Origin of the sequence: Burkholderia cenocepacia (assembly GCF_900446215.1) — a bacterium.
Taxonomy (GTDB): domain Bacteria; phylum Pseudomonadota; class Gammaproteobacteria; order Burkholderiales; family Burkholderiaceae; genus Burkholderia; species Burkholderia cenocepacia.
On sequence record NZ_UAQZ01000001.1, the window covers coordinates 149,865 to 170,819 of the forward strand.

The 20,955-nt window shown below is 68.4% G+C and carries 19 protein-coding genes; 9 read left to right on the top strand and 10 right to left on the bottom strand.

Features of this window, described 5'->3' with window-relative positions:
• The first annotated feature begins 1 nt into the window (after position 1).
• Positions 2–1,567, top strand: coding sequence for an efflux transporter outer membrane subunit (locus DTA15_RS00640; RefSeq protein WP_012492641.1), 1,566 nt, complete (start codon positions 2–4; stop codon positions 1,565–1,567).
• Between the two features lie 124 nt (positions 1,568–1,691).
• Complete coding sequence (locus DTA15_RS00645; RefSeq protein WP_006488148.1) at positions 1,692–2,720, top strand: MerR family transcriptional regulator; 1,029 nt, start codon at positions 1,692–1,694, stop codon at positions 2,718–2,720.
• Positions 2,721–2,768: 48 nt separating this feature from the next.
• On the opposite strand, the gene DTA15_RS00650 is transcribed toward DTA15_RS00645, so the two are convergent.
• The 4 genes from DTA15_RS00650 to DTA15_RS00665 all read right to left on the bottom strand — a co-directional run bounded on the left by DTA15_RS00650 (position 2,769) and on the right by DTA15_RS00665 (position 5,848).
• The gene (locus DTA15_RS00650) at positions 2,769–3,371 is read right to left on the bottom strand and encodes a hypothetical protein (protein WP_227743221.1); all 603 of its coding nucleotides are present in this window, start codon (positions 3,369–3,371) and stop codon (positions 2,769–2,771) included.
• 70 nt (positions 3,372–3,441) lie between these two features.
• Positions 3,442–3,666, bottom strand: coding sequence for a helix-turn-helix domain-containing protein (locus tag DTA15_RS00655; RefSeq protein WP_006488139.1), 225 nt, complete (start codon positions 3,664–3,666; stop codon positions 3,442–3,444).
• A gap of 8 nt (positions 3,667–3,674) precedes the next feature.
• A complete protein-coding gene (locus tag DTA15_RS00660) occupies positions 3,675–4,235 on the bottom strand; it encodes a DUF2975 domain-containing protein (RefSeq protein ID WP_006488126.1) in 561 nt (186 codons plus the stop codon).
• Positions 4,236–4,465: 230 nt separating this feature from the next.
• Entirely contained in the window at positions 4,466–5,848 is a 1,383-nt protein-coding gene (locus DTA15_RS00665) for a sigma-54 interaction domain-containing protein (protein ID WP_006488122.1), read from the bottom strand.
• Positions 5,849–6,101: 253 nt separating this feature from the next.
• Here DTA15_RS00665 and DTA15_RS00670 point away from each other — a divergent pair, with 253 nt between their 5' ends.
• The 3 genes from DTA15_RS00670 to DTA15_RS00680 are packed head-to-tail and all read left to right on the top strand — an operon-like array spanning position 6,102 to position 9,510.
• Positions 6,102–6,986 carry an MBL fold metallo-hydrolase gene (locus DTA15_RS00670; RefSeq protein ID WP_006488157.1) on the top strand — a complete coding sequence of 295 codons (885 nt, stop codon included), beginning with the start codon at positions 6,102–6,104 and terminating at the stop codon, positions 6,984–6,986.
• Between the two features lie 28 nt (positions 6,987–7,014).
• Complete coding sequence (locus tag DTA15_RS00675) at positions 7,015–8,685, top strand: bifunctional protein tyrosine phosphatase family protein/NAD(P)/FAD-dependent oxidoreductase (protein WP_006488155.1); 1,671 nt, start codon at positions 7,015–7,017, stop codon at positions 8,683–8,685.
• 18 nt (positions 8,686–8,703) lie between these two features.
• Positions 8,704–9,510: a sulfite exporter TauE/SafE family protein gene (locus DTA15_RS00680; protein WP_006488114.1), complete on the top strand. Its 807-nt coding sequence runs from the start codon at positions 8,704–8,706 to the stop codon at positions 9,508–9,510.
• Positions 9,511–9,602: 92 nt separating this feature from the next.
• Here the strand turns inward: DTA15_RS00680 and DTA15_RS00685 are convergent, their stop codons facing one another.
• From DTA15_RS00685 to DTA15_RS00700, 4 genes are all read right to left on the bottom strand, one after another.
• Positions 9,603–10,424, bottom strand: a complete 822-nt coding sequence (locus DTA15_RS00685) for an ABC transporter permease subunit (RefSeq protein ID WP_006488141.1) — start codon at positions 10,422–10,424, stop codon at positions 9,603–9,605.
• Entirely contained in the window at positions 10,421–11,347 is a 927-nt protein-coding gene (locus DTA15_RS00690) for an ABC transporter permease subunit (RefSeq protein WP_006488137.1), read from the bottom strand. The genes DTA15_RS00685 and DTA15_RS00690 overlap by 4 nt, the downstream gene beginning before the upstream one ends.
• On the bottom strand, positions 11,344–12,504 hold the full coding sequence (locus tag DTA15_RS00695) for an ABC transporter ATP-binding protein (protein ID WP_006488129.1): 1,161 nt from the start codon (positions 12,502–12,504) through the stop codon (positions 11,344–11,346). Before DTA15_RS00695 ends, DTA15_RS00690 begins: the two co-directional genes overlap by 4 nt.
• Positions 12,505–12,590: 86 nt before the next feature.
• On the bottom strand, positions 12,591–13,685 hold the full coding sequence (locus DTA15_RS00700; RefSeq protein ID WP_006497200.1) for a polyamine ABC transporter substrate-binding protein: 1,095 nt from the start codon (positions 13,683–13,685) through the stop codon (positions 12,591–12,593).
• A 419-nt stretch (positions 13,686–14,104) separates the two neighbouring features.
• Between DTA15_RS00700 and DTA15_RS00705 the strand changes: the two genes are divergently transcribed.
• The 4 genes from DTA15_RS00705 to DTA15_RS00720 all read left to right on the top strand — a co-directional run bounded on the left by DTA15_RS00705 (position 14,105) and on the right by DTA15_RS00720 (position 18,904).
• Positions 14,105–14,308, top strand: coding sequence for a DUF1289 domain-containing protein (locus DTA15_RS00705; protein ID WP_006493160.1), 204 nt, complete (start codon positions 14,105–14,107; stop codon positions 14,306–14,308).
• A 590-nt stretch (positions 14,309–14,898) separates the two neighbouring features.
• On the top strand, positions 14,899–15,579 hold the full coding sequence (locus DTA15_RS00710; RefSeq protein WP_006488135.1) for a DUF1120 domain-containing protein: 681 nt from the start codon (positions 14,899–14,901) through the stop codon (positions 15,577–15,579).
• A 114-nt stretch (positions 15,580–15,693) separates the two neighbouring features.
• Positions 15,694–16,431: a fimbria/pilus chaperone family protein gene (locus DTA15_RS00715; RefSeq protein ID WP_006488154.1), complete on the top strand. Its 738-nt coding sequence runs from the start codon at positions 15,694–15,696 to the stop codon at positions 16,429–16,431.
• Positions 16,432–16,459: 28 nt separating this feature from the next.
• Positions 16,460–18,904: a fimbria/pilus outer membrane usher protein gene (locus DTA15_RS00720; protein ID WP_006488118.1), complete on the top strand. Its 2,445-nt coding sequence runs from the start codon at positions 16,460–16,462 to the stop codon at positions 18,902–18,904.
• 60 nt (positions 18,905–18,964) lie between these two features.
• On the opposite strand, the gene DTA15_RS00725 is transcribed toward DTA15_RS00720, so the two are convergent.
• Entirely contained in the window at positions 18,965–19,603 is a 639-nt protein-coding gene (locus DTA15_RS00725; RefSeq protein WP_006488120.1) for an OmpW/AlkL family protein, read from the bottom strand.
• 65 nt (positions 19,604–19,668) lie between these two features.
• Entirely contained in the window at positions 19,669–20,859 is a 1,191-nt protein-coding gene (locus DTA15_RS00730; RefSeq protein ID WP_006488150.1) for an NAD(P)H-dependent flavin oxidoreductase, read from the bottom strand.
• Positions 20,860–20,955 lie beyond the last annotated feature (96 nt).

Below are 20,955 nucleotides of genomic sequence, written 5' to 3' on the forward strand. Positions count from 1 at the left end.
CATGGATCGATCGATGACCCTGAAAACGAAAGCCGCGCGCGCGCTCGCGCTGGCGAGCATCGCCGCCCCGCTCGCGGGCTGCGCATGGTTCGCGCCGAGCGGCGAGCCGCCCGCGATGCCGGCGCCCGCGCACTACGGCGCCGCGCCGCAAGTCCAGCAGACCGTGTCCGCGCACGGCGTCGCGCAGCAGTTCGAGGTCGGCGCGCAGCCGGTGCCGGACTGGTGGAAACAGTACCGTTCCGACGCGCTGAACGCGCTCGTCGACGAAGGGCTGCGCAACAGCCCGACGCTGAGCGCGGCGTCGCATTCGCTGGATGCCGCGCGCGAACAGTTGCGCGGGCAGATCGGCAGCTCGATGCTGCCGTCGATCGACGCGGGCGGCCAGGCCACGCGCCAGCGCGCGCTCGGCGTGCCGATTCCCGCGCTCGGCGCGCCGACGCTGCTGTACGACACGTTCGTCGGGCAATTGCAGGCGAGCTATACGGTCGACCTGTTCGGCGTGTCGCGCTTCGCGAACCGCGCGCTCGCGAAACGCGTCGACGTCAGCGCGTTCCAGCTCGAATCCGCGCGGCGCGCGCTGGCCGCGAACATCGTCACCGCGTCGATCACCGTGTCGGTGCTCAATGCGCAGATCGACACGACCAAGCGGCTCGTCGCGCTCGCGAACGACCAGGCGCACGACGCCGAGCGCCGCCACGCGCTCGGTTCGGCCTCGCGCGGCGACGCGCTGAACGCCCGGCAAAGCGCCGACACGTTCGCGGCGAGCCTGCCCGCGCTGCGCCAGCAGCGCGACTCGGCCCGCCATGCGCTCGCGGTGCTGGTCGGCCGCACGCCCGACCGGCCGCCGGCCGATCTCGCGCTCACCGATCTGCACCTGCCCGAGCAGGTGCCCGTCGTCGTGCCGTCGGACCTGCTGCGAAGCCGCCCGGACATCCAGGCCGCCGACGCGGGGCTGAAGGCCGCCGCCGCCGAAGTGGGCCTCGCGACCGCGCAGATGTTTCCGCAACTGTCGCTGTCGGCGGCGATGGGCAAAGGCGGCTTCAGCTGGCCGACGATGCTGTCGGGCGCCGGCGCGATCTGGAACGTCGGCGCGTCGCTGAGCCAGCCGATCTTTCACGGCGGCGCGCTGCTCGCCCAGCGCCGCGCGGCGAAGGCGACCTACGAGGCCGCGGTCGACCAGTACAAGCAGGCGGTGCTCGGCGCGTTCCAGAACGTCGCCGATTCGCTCGCGGCGCTCGAGCACGACGCGGAGGCGCTCGATGCGTCGTCGCGCGCCGCGCTGTCCGCGCGGGGCGCGTACGACGACGCGGCGGCTCGCGTGCGGCTCGGCGCGCTGCCGCCGTCGGCCGCGCGCGCGAGCGAGTTGCAGTACCGCAATGCGCGGCTCGACGAGATTCGGGCGACCGGCGCCCGGTTCGCGGATACCGCGCGGCTGTACCAGGCGATGGGCACGCCGCCGGCCGACACCGGCGACAAGTCCGCTGAAACCGGCCACGCGGCCGGCGACGGCACGGCCGACACGCAGGCACGCGCCGCCACGCCCGCAGCCGCCCCTTCGGCGCAATAACCGGCCCCTTCGATCGGACGCGCGTACGGATTCCCGACACGCGCGTCCGATCGCCGATCTTCCGCTTGACCCTCACGTAGCGTAACGTTCGAGACTCCAGTGTGCGCACCGAACGGAGGAACGAATGCGGCTGAAAGTGGGAGAACTGGCGAAACGCAGCGGGCTGACCGTCCGCACGCTTCATCACTATCACGCAATCGGCCTGCTGACGCCTTCGGCGCGCGCCGACAACGGCTACCGGCTGTACGACCGCGACGACATCGCCCGGCTCCACCAGATCCAGGCCCTGCGTCGCTTCGGACTGTCGCTCGCCGAAATCGGCGACTACCTGAACCGGCCCGGCACCCCGCTCGTCGATGTCGTCGCGAAGCAGATCGCGTCGCTCGACCGCCAGCTCGCGCAAACCGCGCAGCTGCGCGAACGGCTCGTGAGCCTGCATGCGCAGCTCACGGCGGGCACCGAGCCGGAACTGGCCGATTGGCTCACCACACTGGAGTTGATGACCGTGTACGACAAATATTTTTCCGAGGAAGAACTCGCGCGCCTGCCGATGTACCAGAAGAGCCAGGCGGGCGACGCGGAATGGATCGCGCTCGTTGCCGACGTGCGTGCGCTGCACGAGGCGGGCGTGCCCGCCGAGGACGAGCGCGTCCGTGCGCTCGCCGCGCGCTGGATGGCGCTGCTGGTGCGCGACACGAACAACGATCCGCGCTTGCTCGCGAAGCTGAACCTGATGCACGAGCACGAACCGTCGATGCAGTCGAAGATCGGCATTTCGACCGCGTTGCGCGACTATGTGCTGCGGGCTTCGTCGGAAACGAAGATGCGGCTCTTCGAGAAATACCTCACGCCGGACGAGATCCGCTTCATGCGCGCGCACTACGCCGAACGCGCGATGGAATGGCCGCAGCTGATGGCCGACGTGCGCGACGCGATCGATGCGGGCACGCGGCCCGATTCGCCGCACGGCCGCGCGCTTGCGCAGCGCTGGCTCGAGCTGTTCTGCAGCTACGCGGGCCACGATCCGGCCACGCATGCGAAATTCCGCCACGCGCTGATGAACGAGCCGGCGCTGACGAAGGATTCGTGGACCGACGACACGCTGCTCGGTTTCGTGCGCGAAGCGATGGCGCAGCTGGCGCCGGCGCGCTGATCGCATGATTCGCATGGGCGGCACATGGATTCCCGTATGCCGCCCGTTTCACCATTGGCAGCCGGTATCGCGAACCGCGTCCAGCGCGAGCATCGGCAACGCGAGCAGGCCTGCACCCGCGTACGCATGCCGGCAATCGGCACGACGCGCGCCCGATATCCCGTCGGCCAGCTGTGCATCGACGGTGCGACGACGCGGCGCCGCGCCGCCCGACGATGCGCCCAACGCGCCGACCGCCGCCTGCGCCGGACTGCGCGCCGCGCGTTGCCGTGCACCGATCGCGTCCAGATCGCGACGCCAGTCGAGATCGGCGCTTGCAGCGGGGGCCGGACGGCCATCGTGTGCGGCCGCGCTTGGGCCGGCGCGGGTTTCGCTTGGCCTGCGCGACGTACCCGGCGCATCCGGAAACGAACGCGCCGCCCTACGCGCATCCGCCACCGCCGCGGAACGTTTCGCCGATTGTCCGGTGCCGCGCCTGCCCGGGCTCGGGCCGGCCCGCCCGGTCTCGCGTGCGATCACCTCGGGCGCCGGTCGCGCGGGAATCCACTCGACACGCAGCGCGATCCGCGGCTTCTCGCCGGTGTTCGGGCCGGCCGGCCGCGGCGCCCATTGCAGCACGAACCATCCGGCCACGTGGATCGATACGGACACCGCGACGGCCAGCGCAACCACGCGCGACCGACGGCGCCCGCCCGCATCGACACGCCGCGTGCGCGCTGCGTCAGTCGGGCTCGCCGCCGCCGTCATCGCTGAACGCGAGCAGGTCGCCCGGCTGGCAGTCGAGATAACGGCAGATCGCCTCGAGCGTCGCGAAGCGGATGCCCTTGACCTTCCCCTGCTTGAGCAGCGACAGATTCTGTTCGGTGATGCCGACGGCTGCCGCCAGATCCTTCGAGCGGACCTTGCGCGTCGCGAGCATCACGTCGAGCTTGACTACGATCGTCATCGCGCGCCTCAGACGAATTGCCGATGCTCGGCGTCGAGCTCGCTCGCCTGCCGGAGAATGTGCGCGATGACCGCAATGCACGCGGCGGTGAACAACGCGACCACGTACGGCAGGGTGAAACCGACGCTGACCACCCGATGGCCGACCGGTTCGCGCAGCGTCGCCCACACGCTCAGCAGCGGCTCGCACAGCAGGCTCAGCACCACCCACAGGCCGATCGCCCGCCCCGTCTTGCCGAGGTGACCAGCCGCCTGTGCGGAGAAATAGTCGCGCCGCGCATAGGTGCGGAACAGCGCGCGCAGATGCCGCAGGCCGTTTGCAAGCGCGACGAGCGGCACGCTCGACAGCACGATGCCGACCGCCTTCTGCCACCACGGGAACGCGGCGACATCCACATGCAGGTTGGAGAGCACCGAATCCGTGAGGCCGAAGACGAAGCCGGGCCCCGAGGCCGCGCTCAGCGACGGAAACAGCCAGCACGCGGCGTTGAGCACCAGCATGCAGAAGATGAATCCCAGCGTGACGGTGGCCATCCGCTGGCTAATACGGGCGATGCGATCGGAATGCATGACGTGTCCTCGACGACGAATGAACGAGCGTCGATTGTACGTCGATAATTATCGTAAAACGATAATTAATTGTTGTTCCGTTGTGATTTTTTATCGCGAAGCGTGTTTGACTCGTACCGCCCCGCCCGTATCGCGCGCAACGGACCGAGCGTCGGCCCGGTCGTAGCGCACCGTCCAGTCGGGGTGGGGCAAGGCCGCGTGCCGCTGCCCGCCGCGCGCGACCTGCCCGTTCAGCGCTCGCGCGTGCCGAGGCCGAGCGCCTTCATCCGCCGGTACAGCGTCCGTTCGCTCAATCCGAGCTGCTCGGCCAGCGCCTTGCGCGTGCCGGCGAACGTGCGCGCAATACGGACCAGCTCCGCATCCGACACGCCGCGCGCGTCCGCCGCCTGCGCCTGCGGCGCCGCCGCTGCCGCGACGAGCTCGGCCGGCAGATGCTCGACGCGGATCGTCCCGTCATCGGCGAACAGGCACGCGCGTTCCAGCACGTTGCGCAGCTCGCGGATGTTGCCGGGCCATGCATATGCGTCGAGGCACGCACGGGCGCGCTCGGTCAGCACGAACGGCCGCGCATGTGCGTCGCCCGCGTTGCCGCGCGCGTTCGCGATCCGCCGCAGGATCGATTCGGCCAGCAGCGCGACGTCGCCCCGCCGTTCGCGCAGTGCCGGCAGCGGAATCGGAAACGCGTTGATCCGGTAATAGAGGTCCTGCCGGAACCGGCCGTCGTCGATCATCTCGCGCAGCGGCTTGTGCGTGGCCGCGACGAGCCGGAAATCGGCGCGCAGCGCCTCGACCCCGCCGACGCGCCGGAACGTGCCCGATTCGATCAGCCGCAGCAGCTTCACCTGCATCGGCAACGGCACGTCGCCGATCTCGTCGAGAAACAGCGTGCCGCCCTGCGCGGTTTCGACGAGGCCCGGCTTGCGCTGGTTCGCGCCCGTGAACGCGCCCTTCTCGTAGCCGAACAGCTCGCTCTCGAACAGCGTCTCGACGATCCCGGAGCAATCGACGACGACGAACGGCCCCATCGCGCGATCGCTCGCCTCGTGCAGCGCGCGTGCGAACAGCTCCTTGCCGGTGCCCGATTCGCCGAGCAGCAGCACCGGCAGCGTCGACGGCGCGACGCGCTGCAGCGCGCCGAGCGCCGCGTTGAACGCGTCCGCGCCGCCGACGAGCCCTTCCGCGCTCGGCTGCGCGGACGCGCTGCGCACCGTCGTCAGCCGCTCCACGTACGCGATCACGTCGCCGTCCGCGTCGAAGATCGGCCGCAGCTCGACGTCGACGTGTTCGGGGCCGCGCGGCGTGTGATGGATGTGCAGCACGCGGTTCAGCCCGCGCAACTCGAGCGCCTGCTTCATCGGGCAATGCTCGCCGGCCTGGTCGCACGGCACGTCATAGTGATGCGACACCTGGAAGCAATGCCGGCCGACGTGCTCGACGCCGGCTACACCGAACTGGCGCCGGTACGCATCGTTCGCCGCGAGGATGCGGTAGTCGGGATCGACCACGATCATCGGCTGCGGGTCCTGCTCGAGATACGCGACGAGCGCGCGGACGTCCGGCATCGCGTCGCGGCGCGGTGCGGGAACGATCGGAATGGTGTCGTGCGGAGGCATGCGGAAGCTCGCTCGGCGAAGGGATGCCCGGACGGACTGCCAGGCTGACCGCCAATTCTGCCACGACACTGCCAGTTATGGCAGTCCTGGTCTGCCACCAGATGCCGCCGTTTCGTCCACCGGGCCGCCACCGCGCCGAAAAACCGAGCCGAATCAAGTCCCTGCCACATCGGCCGGCGCCGCGCGGCCGGCTGGCACGCTTCTTGAGGTAAAGATCGCGATTGCAGATGCAGAACCCGATCGAGGACACCCCGTGAGCAACGCCCCCGCCCTGTCGGTCGAAGGCTTTTTCGACCCGGCCACCCACACCGTCAGCTATCTCCTGCTCGATACGGCGAGCCGCGCGTGCGCGCTGATCGACAGCGTGCTCGACTACGATCCGAAATCCGGCCGCACGCGCACCGCCAACGCCGACCGGCTGATCGCGCGCGTCGCCGAACTCGGCGCGACCGTGCACTGGCTGCTGGAGACGCACGTGCATGCCGACCATCTGTCGGCCGCGCCGTACCTGAAAGCACAGGTCGGCGGCCAGATCGCGATCGGTTCGCACGTGCGCCGCGTGCAGCACGTGTTCGGCACGCTGTTCAACGCGGGGCCGGGCTTCGCGCAAGACGGTCGCCAGTTCGACCGGCTCGTCGACGACGGCGACACGCTCGCGCTCGGCGCCCTGACGATCCGCGCGCTGCACACGCCGGGCCACACGCCCGCCTGCATGACCTACTGCGTCGACGACGCGACGCAGCGCGCGGCGTTCGTCGGCGACACGCTGTTCATGCCCGACTACGGCACCGCGCGCTGCGACTTCCCCGGCGGCGACGCGCGCACGCTGTACCGCTCGATCGCACGCGTGCTCGCGCTGCCGCCCGACACGCGCCTGTATCTGTGCCACGACTACCAGCCGGGCGGGCGCGACGTGCAGTTCGTGACGACCGTCGCCGAGCAGCGCCGCGCGAACGTGCACGTGAAGGACGGCGTGAGCGAGGACGATTTCGTCGCGATGCGCACCGCGCGCGACGCGACGCTCGACATGCCCGTGCTGATGCTGCCGTCGGTGCAGGTCAACATGCGCGCCGGCCACCTGCCCGAGCCCGAGAACAACGGCGTGCGCTATCTGAAGATTCCGCTCGACGCGATCTGAGCGCCCGCACCCCACCGAGAACTCCGACATGACCAACATCCGCAAGCTGACCGACGCGCTGTCGGTCTCGCCGCAGATCGCGGCGGCCGACCTGCCCGCGCTTCACGCGGTGGGCATCCGCGCGATCATCTGCAACCGGCCCGACGGCGAAGGCGCCGACCAGCCGACCGTCACCGAGATCCGCGCGGCCGCCGCGCCGCTCGGCATCGACGTGCATTACCTGCCCGTCGATACCGGCAAGGTGACCGACGACCAGGCCGCGCAATTCGGCGCGCTGGTCGCGTCGCTCGACGGGCCCGTGCTCGCGTACTGCCGCAGCGGCACGCGCTCGGCCACGCTGTGGGCGCTGTCGCAGGCGGGGCTGCGCCCACTGGACGACCTCGTCGCCACCGCCGGCGCGGCCGGCTACGACCTGAGCGCCCTTGCATCGCGTATCGCGCAGGACAGCCGCCAGAGCACGCCCGCCGTGGACGCACGGCACGACATCGTGATCGTCGGCGCGGGTGCCGCCGGCATCGCGGTCGCGTCGAGCCTGCTCGCGCGCGACGCGTCGCTCGACATCGCGGTGATCGATCCCGCCGACGTCCACTATTACCAGCCCGGCTGGACGATGGTCGGCGCGGGCGTGTTCCAGCCCGGGACCACCGCGCGGCCGATGACCGATGTGCTGCCGCGCGGCGTGCAGCGCATCCGCGCCGCGGTCGCGGGCTTCGAGCCCGACGCGCACGCGGTCGTGCTCGACGGCTGCCGGCGCATCGGCTATCGCAAGCTCGTCGTGTGCCCGGGGCTCAAGCTCGACTGGCACGCGATCGACGGCCTCGCCGACACGCTCGGCCGCAACGGCGTCACGTCGAACTACCGCTACGATCTCGCGCCGTACACGTGGGAACTCGTGCGCGCGTTCCGCGGCGGCAATGCGCTGTTCACGCAGCCGCCGATGCCGATCAAGTGCGCGGGCGCGCCGCAAAAGGCGATGTACCTGTCGTGCGATCACTGGCGGCGCACGGGGCGCCTCGACGCCGCGAACGTCGAATTCCTGAATGCGGGTGGCGCGCTGTTCGGCGTCGCCGACTACGTACCCGCGCTGATGGAGTACGTGAAAAGCTACGACATCGCGCTGTCGTTCGGCCACAACCTCGTCGCGATCGACGGGCCCGCGCGCCGCGCGACGTTCTCGCGCGCGCTGCCGGACGGCGGCAAGGAAACCGTCGAGCGGTCGTTCGACATGATCCACGTGGTGCCGCCGCAGAAGGCGCCCGACTTCGTGCGCGCGAGCCCGCTCGCCGACGCGGCCGGCTGGATCGACGTCGATCCGGCGACGCTGCGGCACAAGCAGTTTGCCGACATCTATGCGCTCGGCGACGTCACCAACACGACCAATGCGAAAACCGCCGCGGCCGCCCGCAAGCAGGCGCCCGTCGTCGCGCACAATCTGCTCGCGTCGCTCGGCCGCGCGCATGGCGACGCCGCCTACGACGGCTACGGCTCGTGCCCGCTCACCGTCGAGCGCGGCAAGATCGTGCTCGCCGAATTCCTGTACGGCGGCAAGGTCGCGCCGACCTTCCCCGCCTGGCTGATCGACGGCAAGCGCCCGTCGCGGCTCGCGTGGCTGCTCAAGGAGCGCGTGCTGCCGCCGCTCTACTGGAAGGCGATGCTCAAGGGCCGCGAATGGCTCGCGAAGCCCGCGATCGCAGGTTGACCGGAGCGCGATGACGTCATGCTGATTTCCCTCGTACTCGGCGGCTTCGTGGGCGCCGTGCTCGGCCTGACCGGCGCCGGCGGCGGCATTCTCGCGGTGCCCGCGCTCGTCGTCGGGATGAGCTGGCCGATGCAGCAGGCCACGCCCGTCGCGCTCGTCGCGGTGGCCGGCAGCGCCGCGCTCGGCGCGCTCGAAGGCTTTCGCCGCGGGCTCGTGCGCTACCGCGCGGCGCTGCTGATGGCCGTGGCCGGCGTGCCGCTGACCACCCTCGGCGTGCGGCTCGCGCACGTGCTGCCGCAGCGCCTGCTGCTCACGCTGTTCGCGCTGACGATGCTGGTCGTCGCCGGCCGCCTGCTGCGACAGGCGCTGCGGCGGGTCGCGGCGGATGCCGACGCGTCACCGCTGTGCGTCGGCCGCATCAACCCCGACACCGGCCGGCTCGTGTGGTCGTGGCCCGTGGGCATCGCGCTGGCATCGACCGGCGCGGTCACCGGCCTGATGACGGGGTTGCTCGGCGTCGGCGGCGGCTTCGTGATCGTGCCGATGCTGCGCAAGTTCACGAACGTGTCGATGCACGGGGTGGTCGCGACGTCGCTGATGGTGATCGCGCTGGTCGGCACGGGCGGCGTGCTCGCGACGCTCGTGTCCGGCACGCGCGCGCCGCTCGACGTAACGCTGTGGTTCACCGTCGCGACCGCGCTCGGCATGGCCGCCGGCCGCGGCGCGTCGCGCCACCTCGCCGCGCGGCACGTGCAGGCCGGCTTCGCGGCCGTGCTCGTGTGCGTCGCGCTCGGGCTGCTGGCCAAGGCTGCGTTCGGCGGATAAACCCAGGCGACGTCACGCGCCGCCAAAACGAAACGCCCGGGCCGACTCGTCGTCGGCACCGGGCGTTTTTCATGACGGCCGCAATCGGCGCGTCAGGCCGCGAACCCCGCCAGCCGCTTGCGTTCCTGGCGCAGCATCACGAAGTTCGCGATCACGACGCCGGCCGTCACCGCGATGATGAACAGCGTCGCGAGCGCGTTCATCTCCGGGTTCAGCCCGAGGCGCACGCGCGAGAACACGACGAGCGGCAACGTCGTCGAGCCGGGGCCCGACAGGAACGCCGACAGCACGAGGTCGTCGATCGACAGCGTGAACGACAGCAGCCAGCCGGCGATCAGCGCCTGCGAGATCAGCGGCAGCGTGATCGTGAAGAACACCTTCAGCGGCGTCGCGCCGAGATCGAGCGCGGCCTCTTCCAGCGACGGGTTCAGCTCGCGCACGCGCGACTGCACGATGATCGCGACGTACGAGATGCACAGCATCACGTGGCCGAGCCAGATCGTGAACACGCCGCGCTCGGCCGGCCAGCCGATCCACTTCGCGAGCTCGATGAACAGCAGCAGCAGCGAGATCCCCTGGATCACCTCGGGGATCACGAGCGGCGCGTTGATCATCCCGCTGAACAGCGCGAAGCCGCGAAAGCGCCCCATCCGCGCGAGCACGAAGCCGGCCCATGTGCCGATGAACACCGATGCGAACGCGGTCAGCACGCCGATCTTCAGCGACAGCCACGCGGCCGTCAGCAGCTCGTCGTCCTCGGCGAGCGCCGCGTACCAGCGGAACGAGAAGCCCGACCACACGGTGACGAGCTTCGACTCGTTGAACGAATAGACGATCAGGCTGATGATCGGGACGTACAGGAACGCAAAGCCGACGAACAGCGCCGCGAACTGCAGGTAGCGATTCGGCTTCATCGACGCCCCCCCTGTTCCTTCGCCTGGAAGTGCTGGAACATCGCCATCGGCACGAGCAGCAGCAACACCATCGCACAGGTCACGGCCGACGCCATCGGCCAGTCCGCGTTGTTGAAGAACTCGTTCCACATCACGCGGCCGATCATCAGCGTATTCGCGCCGCCAAGCAGCTCCGGAATCACGTATTCGCCGACCGCCGGGATGAACACCAGCAGGCAACCCGCGATGATCCCGTTCTTCGACAGCGGCAGCGTGATCTGCACGAACGCCTTCCACGGTTTCGCGCCGAGGTCGTACGCGGCTTCGAGCAGGCGCAGGTCCATCTTCACGAGGTGCGCGTAGAGCGGCATCACGAGGAACGGCAGGTACGAATACACCATCCCGATGTATACGGCGTAGTTGGTGCGGTACAGCTCGATCGGCGTATGCGTGAGCCCGATCCACATCAGGAAGTTGTTCAGCAGGCCGTTGTTCTTCAGGATGCCGATCCACGCATACACGCGGATCAGGAACGACGTCCAGAACGGCAGCATCACGCCCATCATCAGCAGGTTGCGGGTGGCCGGGTTCGAGCGCGCGATGTAGTACGCCATCGGATAGCCGAGCAGCAGGCACAGCAGCGTCGTGATCGCGGCGACCCACACCGAGTTCACGTAGGTCGCGAAATACAGGCTGTCCGTGAACAGGAACGCGTAGTGCGACAGGTTCAGCGCGATGTGCACGACGCCGTCCGCGTACGACGCAAGCTCCGTATACGGCGGGATGCCGAGCTGCAGCTCCGCGAAGCTGATCTTCACGACCAGCACGAACGGCACGAGGAAGAACAGCACGAGCCACGTGAACGGCCCGGCGACGACCGCCGTCGCGCCCGTCAGGTTGAAGCGCCGCACCGGCCACTCGAGCAGGGACTTGAACGCGTTCATGACGTCAGCACCACGCCGGCGGTCGCGCTCCAGCGCACGTAGATCTCGTCGCCGAGCGCCGGCGTGTCGAGTTCCGAAATCGCGAGGCTCGACACGTTCGCGATCACCGTCTTGCCGCCATCGAGCTTCACGTGATACAGCGAATAGCCGCCCATGTACGCGACGTTGCTGATCCGGCCGCGCGCCCAGTTGAACGCGCCTTCGGGCGGCTTGCGCGTGAGCGCGATCCGCTCGGGGCGCACCGACACCGTGACCGGCATCCCGAGCGGGCCGGAGATGCCATGGCTCACGTACAGCCGACTCGGCAGTTCCGGCGATTCGATGTACACGTGATCGGGTTCGTCCTCGACCGTCACGCCGTCGAACAGGTTCGTCGAGCCGATGAATTCGGCCGAGAAGCGGCTGTTCGGGTATTCGTACACTTCGTTCGGCGAGCCGATCTGCACGATCTGGCCTTCGCTCATCACCGCGAGGCGGTTCGCCATCGTCATCGCCTCTTCCTGATCGTGCGTGACCATGATGCAGGTGACGCCGACCTTGTTCAGGATGTTGACGAGCTCGATCTGCGTGCGCTGGCGGATCTGCTTGTCGAGCGCGGACATCGGCTCGTCGAGCAGCAGCAGCTTCGGGCGCTTGACCAGCGAACGCGCGAGCGCGACGCGCTGCTGCTGGCCGCCGGAGAGTTGATGCGGCTTGCGCTTCGCATACTTGCCCATCTGCACGAGTTCGAGCGCGGACGCGACGCGCGCCTTCAGCTCGGCCTTCGGCGTGCCTTCCTGCTTCAGCCCGAACGCGACGTTCGACTCGACCGACATGTGCGGGAACAGCGCATACGACTGGAACATCATGTTCACGGGCCGCTTGTACGGCGGCATCTGCGCGAGGTCCTCGCCGTCGATCAGGATCTTGCCCGACGTGACCGTCTCGAGGCCCGCGAGCATCCGCAGCAACGTCGACTTGCCGCAGCCCGAGCTGCCGAGCAGCGCGAACAGCTCGCCCTGGCGCACGGTCAGGTTGACGCTGCGCACGGCTTCGGTGTCGCCGAATTTCTTGACGACGTCGACGATCTGGACAAAGTTCTCGGCGCGCGCATCGGCGCCGGAGGAGGAAACGGAGAACGGCGCGCCCGCGACCGGCGCGCCCGACTGGCTATTCATGATGTGCTGCTTCTCTCCTGCGTTAGACGAACAAAGCCCCCGGGGGCACCAGGGGCTTCATGACTGCTGATTCACTTCGGCTCGCGTCAGCGGCCCGACTTCAGCTCGGTCCACAGACGCGTCTGCAGACGCTGGATTTCAGGCGGCAGCGGCTTGAGCAGGAACAGCGTCTTCACGACGTCGGCCGGCGGGTAGACGGCCGGGTCGTTCGCGACGTCGGGCCGCACGTACTTGCGTGCCTCGGCATTGGCGCTCGGGTAGTACACCGCGTTGGTGATCGCCGCGTGCACCTTCGGATCCTCGATGTAGTTGATCCACTGCAGCGCGGCTTCCTTGTTCTTCGCATCCTTCGGGATCGCCATCACGTCGAACCACACCGGCGCGCCGCCCTTCGGAATGTAGTACTCGACCTTGTACGGCTTCTTCGCCTCGATCGCGCGATGCTTCGCGATCACGACGTCGCCCGACCAGCCGAACGCGAAGCAGATGTCGCCGCCGACCAGGTCGTTGATGTAGCCCGACGAGTTGAATTGCGTGATGTACGGACGGATCTTCTTCAGCACGTCCATCGCGGCCTTGTAGTCGGCCGGGTTCGTGCTCATCGGATCCTTGCCGATGTAGTGCAGCGTCGCCGCGAACATCTGGTCGGGCGCGTCGAGCACCGACACGCCGCAGGTCTTCAGCTTCGCGAGGTTTTCCGGCTTGAACAGGATGTCCCAGTTGTCGAGCGGCACCTTGCCGAGCGCCTGCTGCGCCTTCGTCAGGTTGTATGCGAGGCCGGTCGTACCGTACGCCCAGGGCACCGAGTACTTGTTGCCCGGGTCCGCGCCGGCGACGAGCGCCATCAGTTGCGGATCGAGGTACTTGAGGTTCGGCAGCTTCGACTTGTCGAGCGGCGCGAAGATGCCGGCGGCGATCTGCTTGCCCGCGTAGTTGCTGGTCGGCACGACGATGTCGTAGCCCGAGCTGCCGGTCAGCAGCTTCGCCTGCAGCGTGTCGTCGCTGTCGTAGTTGTCGTAGCGGACCTTGACGCCCGTCTGCTTCTCGAAGTTCGGGATCGTGTCCTTCGCAATGTAGTCCGACCAGTTATAGACATTGAGCTGCGTATCCTTCGCCGCTGCCGCCGATGCACCCACGCACAGCGCGAGCGCTGCGAACCGGCCCACTACCTTTGCTTTCATCCCGTTCTCCCTCCGGCCGGACGCACTGCCCGGCTGCCGTCTGCCTCGTCATGGCGGCGCATTCGGGCGCGCCGCCCCTCGAAAACCCCGAAAACTACCATCATTCGCGCCCCGTCACAAAAAAATCATGCCGGTGTCGCGCAAACGGAACAGATTACCGCCGCCGGCCCGTCGGGCCGCCCGCGCGGCGGGGCGTTCCGGGGGAATTCTATCGGGTAATCGACGGCTGTCCACCCGGAAAAACGGACAGCGGCGAACCCGCGTTCGCATGCCCGGCGTGCCCGCCCGGCGCCCGCAGGCAACGCCCGGCCGTACTGTCCCGCTGCCGCGCCGGGACAGCATGCCGGCGCGAGCGTCCGGCCGGGCCGCCGCGATGCATTAAAATGGCGGCTGACGATTCAACTGCGCGAACCCTCCCGATGGCCTCCAATCTTCACGACCTCCCCGACAGCCCCTGCATCGGCGTGTGCTCGACGCTCTTCGACGAAGTCTGCAAGGGCTGCGGCCGCACGGCCGCCGAAGTGTCGAACTGGGTGTTCCTGAGCGACGACGAAAAGCGCGCGGTGTGGGAACGCATCACGCGCGAAGGCACCGCGATGCGCTTCCAGTACGACAAGCTGTAAAGCGTCCCGCGTCGGCGCAGGCCGACGCGATGCGAACGATCGGGCAGCGCCGTCCGCTCACACGCCGCTCGCTCGGCCCCCGGCCGACTTCATCCGGCCAGCCTCCCTGCCCGCCTTCGCTGTTACACCGCCGCGCACCGACGCGACGCCTTCCCTCTCTCCCCGCTCTTCCCGCTGCCGACGTACGCGATGGCCGCAATGACGTCACGCGTCCGCCGTCCCGAGCCGCCAATGCCGACCGCTCGGTGCGAACCGTTGGGCACTTCGTTCGTCAACATCGTCGGCGCACGCCGATTCCATATCGCTTCATCGTCGCCGAAGTTTAAAAATATCTGATCTGACATTCTTAACAATTAAAACACCGGTTTTCCGCGCGAGAATCGAATTCCCTTCCCGACCAAAACCAGAAATCTCATAAAAAATATCCTCGAAAATTTGTACAAGTCCGATTTCTTTTCGGAAATCGAGTTGATAAATTTCCTCCGCTCATCGGAAATAACCGCGAGCAAGTTTCATTTCATTAATCCAGACAAACCCGGATCGCCGAATCCATTTTCGGCATTCCGGATTGCCACCAGGAATACGTCCAGATGAAATTCGTTAAGATGACGAACCAGGCCTCGCGCCTCGTGATTGCAGGCCTGCTCGCATGGGGCACCACCGCGGCTTTCGCCGACACGTTCGACGTCAAGGTCACCGGCACGGTGAAGCCCGGCGCGTGCACGCCGACGCTGGCCGGCGGCGGCACGTTCGATTACGGGCTGATCGGCTCGGCCCAACTCAGCCCGACCGCGCCCACGCTGCTCGCGATCCTGTCGGATTCGATCACGATCACCTGCGACGCCGCCGCGCGCGTCGCATTGACGGCGCAGGATAATCGCGCCGGCACCGGCGCCCTTTCCGGCAATATCAATTTCTTCGGCATGTCGAAATCGGATAATGTTCAATTCGGCCTCGGCACGGCCAGCGGCAAGAATATCGGCGGCTTTGCATTCCGTTTCCGGAAGAATTCGTTCCAGGCCGACGGCGCGGCCGTCGATTCGATTTATTCGAGCACCAAGGGCACCACCTGGACGGCTTCCGACGGCGTGGTCGACAACACCGGCGGCTACGAGTCGTGGGCCAAGAAAGGCCAGACCGTGCCGGTCGCGGCGAAGGTGTTCTCCGGCACGCTCGACGTGCAGGCCGCGATCGACAAGACGTCGAATCTCGACCTCAGCCAGGAAATCAATCTCGACGGCCTCGCCACCGTGTCCCTCGTGTACCTGTAATGCCGGTACGCGTCGTGCCATTGATTGACTCGATCGCCTGACAGGCGTCGACCGCGCCGCCGCTTCGCGAAGCGGCGGCGCGACACACGCTTGCGCCAACTGCCAGCCGGTTCCATGACCCTCCCAGCCCTCCATTTCCCGCGGTTTTTCCCGCTCGCCCTGCTCGCCGGTTGCCTGCTCGGCCCGGCCGCCGTTCACGCGATGGGCGTCGTGCCCGAAACGTCGGTCGTGATCGTCGACGAAGCCGACGGCGAAGGCACGATCTCGGTCAAGAACACCGACGATCACCCGACGCTGCTGCATACGACGATCGAACCGATTCCCGAAGACGACGCCGTGCTCGTGGTCGTGACCCCGCCGATCGCGCGAGTCGAAGGCGGTGCGGTGCAGCTCGTCCGGTTCGTCCTCGCCAGCGACGCACCGCTCGCCACGCAGCGCCTCGCCCGCGCGTCGTTCTCGGGCATTCCGCCGCAGCGTCCGGGCCGCAACGAGATCCGGACGATCATCCGCCAGAACCTGCCCGTGCTGATCCAGCCGCGCGATCTCGCGCGCAACGACGCACCGTGGACGTTGTTGAAGTGGTCGGTCGAAGGCGGCGAACTGGTCGTGCGCAACGACAGTCGCTACGTGGTACGCCTCGAACAGAAAGTGCAGCTGCTTCCGACCCGGCAGATCGTGTCGCTGCCGGCGCCGTACGTGCTGGCCGGGCAAACCCGCCGGATCGCGCTCGCCGAGCGTCCCGCAACGCTCGAACAGGTACGAATCTTCCCGGCCACCGTCTATGGCTACTCGGTCGATCACTACGACGCGGCGCTCGCGCCCCGTGCGGCCGATGCGGCCTCGCACCGGTAGACCGCACGGCATCGTTTTCGGACCGTCCATGTCGCGCACCGCTCATCGCCGAAACGCACTGCTCGCGCTCGGGCTGTACGTCGGCGCGGGCAGCGCGCCGTGCGCCGCGCCGGCCGGCCCCGCACACCCGTCGACCGACGCGCTCGAATTCGACGCAGGCGCGTTGCGCGAGCACGGTATCGACGCCACGACCAGCCGCTATTTCGCGCACGCACCGCGCTTCATGCCGGGTCTCTCGGCCGTCCGGCTGACGGTCAACGGCCGGCGCGCCGGCCGTGCCGATGCGCGTTTCGACACCGACGGCAACCTGTGCGTCACGCCCGAGCTGTTGCGTGCGGCCGGCCTCATCGCGCCCGACACGTTCCGCGACGCGACCGCCTGCCACGATTACCGGCGCGCGTATCCGCAGGCGATCGTCACGTTGCGCCCGGCCGACGGCGCGATCGATTTCGTCGTACCGGCCGACGCCCTCGATACGCGCCCGCGCACGCCGGATACGTTCGCACGCGGCGGTCTCGCCGGCCTGGTCAACTACGACGTGCTTGCGATGACGACACGCAATCAGGCCGGCACGTCGCAGTACTGGCAGGCCTCGACCGAGGCCGGATTCAACGCATCGGACTGGATCGTGCGCAGCAGCCAGATCGTCACATCGGTGGACGGCCGCGTGGGCGTCGAGCATCAGGCGGCTTACGCGCAGCGCACCTTCGCCGCGCGCGGCACGACGCTGCAGGCCGGGCAGATCGTTCCGCAATCGACGCTGTTCACGGTGGGCCGGATGTTCGGCGTGCAGGCGTTTCCCGACGAAGCGCTGGCCGCCGCGCCCGGCGCCGCTGCCCGGGTGACCGGGATCGCCCGGACGCAGGCACGCGTGGAGGTGCGCCAGCTCGGCGTGCTGATCCACGCGTCGCAGGTGCCGCCCGGACCGTTTTCGCTGGGCGACCTGCCGCTCGTCAGCGGCGCCGCGGATCTCGACGTGACGGTGGTCGAGGCAACCGGCGGCGTTCAGCACTTCGTCGTGCCGGGCGCGTCGCTGCCCGGCGCCGGGCTCGCGGCGGCGCAAGGGCTGGCGATCGCCGTCGGCCGCCTGCAGAACGACGGATACGCGCAAGCGCCGTGGCTCGCGACCGCCACGCGCGGCTGGCAGATCCGGCAGCGTGCGCGGCTGAGCGCCGGCATCCTCGCGTCGTCGCCGTTGCAGTCGGGCGCCGCGCGCGTCGAATTCGCGCCGCTTGCCGGGCTCGGTGCGGCCGTCGGCATCGACGTCAGCCGCACCGCCGCCCGACGCGGCACCCAGGCCCGCATCGCATTGGCGAACACGCTCGACACGGCGCTGCGCGCCAGTCTGTCGTTCGTGCGACGCACGCCCGGATACCGGGAGCTGACCGACGCCGTCCGGTCGCTGGACGCCTTCACGCCACCCTCGCATACCCAGTTCGCGACCACACTCGGCTGGCACGATCGCGCACTCGGCGCGCTGTCGTTCGACTACACGCGCGTCGGGCTGTTCGACGGCCCCGCGCTGCAGCGCGTGTCCGGCACGTGGACGCGTCCGTTCGGACGCGCATCGGTCGCGCTGAACGTGAACCGCACGCTCGGCAGCCGCGGCGCGGGCGGCACCCAGGTCTACGTGAACATGAGCGTGCCGATCGGCCGTCGCAACGTCGGCACCTATGCGAACCTCGACGGCCATGCGGTGCGTTCCGGCGCACGCTACGCCGACACGTTCGGCCGTACCGGCCACTACAGCGTCGCGGCCGACTACGACACCGCGAGCCGGTCGCCGTCGATCCGCGCGAGCGTCAGCGCGACGCCGAACCATGCGCGCGCCACCGTCAACGTGGGCGTGTTCGGCGCCGGCCGCTCGATGCTCAGCGTCAACCTGCGCGGCGCGCTCGCGTGGATCGATGGCGCCGGCATGCTGTCGCCGTATGCGATTCGCGACACGTTCGCGCTCGCGCGCGTCGGCGAACAGCCGGGCATCGAACTCGCGACGCCGTCCGGCCCGGTCTGGACCGATCGGCGCGGCCGGGCCGTCATCGCGTCGCTGCCCGCATACGCGCAAACCTTCATCCGGATCAGGACGAAAGACCTGCCGCGCAATATCGATCTGAAGAACGGCATGCAGACCGTCGAAGCAGGTCGCGGCTCGGTGAGCCGTGTCGAATTCGCCGTCGAGACGACGCGGCGCGTGTTGCTGACCGTGACGCAAGCGAACGGCGCGGCGTTGCCGGTGCTGTCGACCGTCATCGACGACGACGACCGGTTCGTGACCGTATCCGCGAGCGCGGGCAAGCTGCTGCTCGCGGGCGCGCAGTTGAGCATGCCGCTGCGCGTCGTGCTGCCGGACGGCCAGCACTGTCGGCTGACGATCGCACTGCCGGACCGGCCGCCCGTCACGACGCGCTACTACGAGCGGGCCGACGCGCGCTGCGAGCCGGAACCCGATACCGCCCGCGACGCCCGCACATAAAAAAAGCGGCATGCCGACCGCCATGCCGCCAACCCCAACTCTGTTCTTGTTCCGTCGCGTCTAGAACTTCATCCCGACGCCCACGCCGACGATCAGCGGATCGATGTGCAGCGTGCCGATGCCCTTGTCGCCCAGCGTCGCATCGGTGCTCATCCAGATCTTCTTCACGTCGACGTTCATGAACACCTTCTTCGTCAACTGCACGTCCACGCCGAACTGCAGCGCGGGGCCGAAGCTGCTCTTGTTGATCGACACGCCCTCACCGCCGACGTTGAGCCCGTTGTTGTAGAAATACGTGTAGTTCAACCCGGCGCCGACGTACGGGCGCACCTTGCCCGCATGGTTGAAGTGATACTGCAGCAGCAGTGTCGGCGGCAGCACGCCCACGCCGCCGAGATTGCCGAGACTCGACGTCAACTGATGCCGCGACGTGCCGAGGATCAGCTCGACGCCGAGGTAGTCGCGGATCATGTACGTGAAGTCGAGCTCGGGCACGATCGCGTTGTTCACGCCCGTGTTGATCGCGCCGAGCGTGTCGCTCGCGCGCTCGTTCGGCTGGATGCTGATCGCGCGAAGCCGAACCAGTACGTCACCCTGATGGATGCCGTCGCCCGGCGACGCCGCGTGCGACAGCGACGGCATCGCGATGGTGGCCGCGACGGCGGCAGCGGTGACACAAGTTCGAATCGTTTTATGCATGGTACGGACCCCCAAAGAATGGTTTCCATTCTCCCTGTAGGGTCTTTTCGTCATCTTGATATTGGTCAAGCCAGCGTAAACGTGGGACGGTTTGCCGCAGGCTCGGTCGCACTGCCCGTCAGCAGCAGGTCGAGCAGATCGCGCACGCTGCGGATCGCGCGGCCGAACGGCAACGCCTCCCGGCCGCGGAAGAACAGACCGTTCGCGACATCGCCGCGCAACGCGGCCGCGAGCCGCGTATCGATGCAGAAGTGGCCGAATTTCTCGATGCCGTCACGCAGGCCGCATACGCTCAGGCATTCGAGCGCGGTCGGGCAGCGCTGCTTCAGCGCGCCGAGCTTGGTGCGAATGCGTGTCTCGTTGCGCAGGTAACGATCGAGCCACGGCGTCTTCACCGCGCGTGCCGGCAGCCCCGTCACGCTGACGAATTCGACGATGTCGTCAGGCGTCGCATCGGCGAGCACGCGCTTGAAATGCGGATGCGCATCGCCTTCCTCGGTCACCGCGAACGGCGTCCCGACCTGCACGCCGTCCGCGCCAGCCGCGAACGCCGCGCGCACCGTATCGTGACTGTTGATCCCGCCGGCCACGATCAGCGGGATCGTGTCGCGGGCGATGCCGAGCGACGCCATCACCTGCGCGGTCTCGTCGAGCACGCGCGCGAAATCGAAACGGGCGTCGTGCATGTCGTCGATCTGCGTGACGCCGAGGTGGCCGCCCGCGTGCGCCGGATGCTCGATCACGATCGCGTCGGGCAGGCGCCCCTTCTTCATCCACTTCTTCAGCACCAGCGCGATCCCGCGGCTGTCCGACAGGATCGGGATCAGCGCGATGTCGTGCCCGTGCGTGAGGTCGGGCAAGTCGAGCGGCAGACCCGCGCCCATCACGATCGCGTCGGCGCCCTCGTCGCACGCGACCCGCACGTAGTCCGCATGCGCGCTCACCGCCTTCATCACGTTGACCGCGATCATCCCGCGCCCTTCGCTGTACGTTTTCGCGAGACGGATCTCGCGCGCGAGCGCGTCGAGGTTCGCCGCTTCGAGCGTCGCGCGATCGGGTTGCGCGCGGCAACGCTCGAGCAAATCCGCGTGATGGTGGCGCAGGTCGATGCTCGCGATCGTGCCGACCGCGCCTTCGCGCGCGACGCTGCCCGCCAGCCGGTGCGCGGAGATGCCGACGCCCATGCCGCCCTGCACGACGGGCAGCAAGGTGCGGCCGCGAATCGTCAGCGGCGGAAAGGAAGTGCGTACGGTCATCTGAAACCTCGTCGGAACATCGGAACCGCGATGATCGACGATCCACCGCCGCGCACCTTGACGGCCGTCAATAAAAAAACGGCACGCGAACGTGCC

Excerpts from the sequence above, each read along its gene's own strand:
- DTA15_RS00640 (WP_012492641.1), top strand. The coding sequence starts at position 2 with ATGGATCGATCGATGACCCTGAAAACGAAAGCCGCGCGCGCGCTCGCG.
- DTA15_RS00645 (WP_006488148.1), top strand. The coding sequence starts at position 1,692 with ATGCGGCTGAAAGTGGGAGAACTGGCGAAACGCAGCGGGCTGACCGTC.
- DTA15_RS00655 (WP_006488139.1), bottom strand. The coding sequence starts at position 3,666 with ATGACGATCGTAGTCAAGCTCGACGTGATGCTCGCGACGCGCAAGGTC.
- DTA15_RS00660 (WP_006488126.1), bottom strand. The coding sequence starts at position 4,235 with ATGCATTCCGATCGCATCGCCCGTATTAGCCAGCGGATGGCCACCGTC.
- DTA15_RS00665 (WP_006488122.1), bottom strand. The coding sequence starts at position 5,848 with ATGCCTCCGCACGACACCATTCCGATCGTTCCCGCACCGCGCCGCGAC.
- DTA15_RS00675 (WP_006488155.1), top strand. The coding sequence starts at position 7,015 with ATGACCAACATCCGCAAGCTGACCGACGCGCTGTCGGTCTCGCCGCAG.
- DTA15_RS00680 (WP_006488114.1), top strand. The coding sequence starts at position 8,704 with ATGCTGATTTCCCTCGTACTCGGCGGCTTCGTGGGCGCCGTGCTCGGC.
- DTA15_RS00685 (WP_006488141.1), bottom strand. The coding sequence starts at position 10,424 with ATGAAGCCGAATCGCTACCTGCAGTTCGCGGCGCTGTTCGTCGGCTTT.
- DTA15_RS00690 (WP_006488137.1), bottom strand. The coding sequence starts at position 11,347 with ATGAACGCGTTCAAGTCCCTGCTCGAGTGGCCGGTGCGGCGCTTCAAC.
- DTA15_RS00695 (WP_006488129.1), bottom strand. The coding sequence starts at position 12,504 with ATGAATAGCCAGTCGGGCGCGCCGGTCGCGGGCGCGCCGTTCTCCGTT.
- DTA15_RS00700 (WP_006497200.1), bottom strand. The coding sequence starts at position 13,685 with ATGAAAGCAAAGGTAGTGGGCCGGTTCGCAGCGCTCGCGCTGTGCGTG.
- DTA15_RS00705 (WP_006493160.1), top strand. The coding sequence starts at position 14,105 with ATGGCCTCCAATCTTCACGACCTCCCCGACAGCCCCTGCATCGGCGTG.
- DTA15_RS00710 (WP_006488135.1), top strand. The coding sequence starts at position 14,899 with ATGAAATTCGTTAAGATGACGAACCAGGCCTCGCGCCTCGTGATTGCA.
- DTA15_RS00715 (WP_006488154.1), top strand. The coding sequence starts at position 15,694 with ATGACCCTCCCAGCCCTCCATTTCCCGCGGTTTTTCCCGCTCGCCCTG.
- DTA15_RS00720 (WP_006488118.1), top strand. The coding sequence starts at position 16,460 with ATGTCGCGCACCGCTCATCGCCGAAACGCACTGCTCGCGCTCGGGCTG.
- DTA15_RS00725 (WP_006488120.1), bottom strand. The coding sequence starts at position 19,603 with ATGCATAAAACGATTCGAACTTGTGTCACCGCTGCCGCCGTCGCGGCC.
- DTA15_RS00730 (WP_006488150.1), bottom strand. The coding sequence starts at position 20,859 with ATGACCGTACGCACTTCCTTTCCGCCGCTGACGATTCGCGGCCGCACC.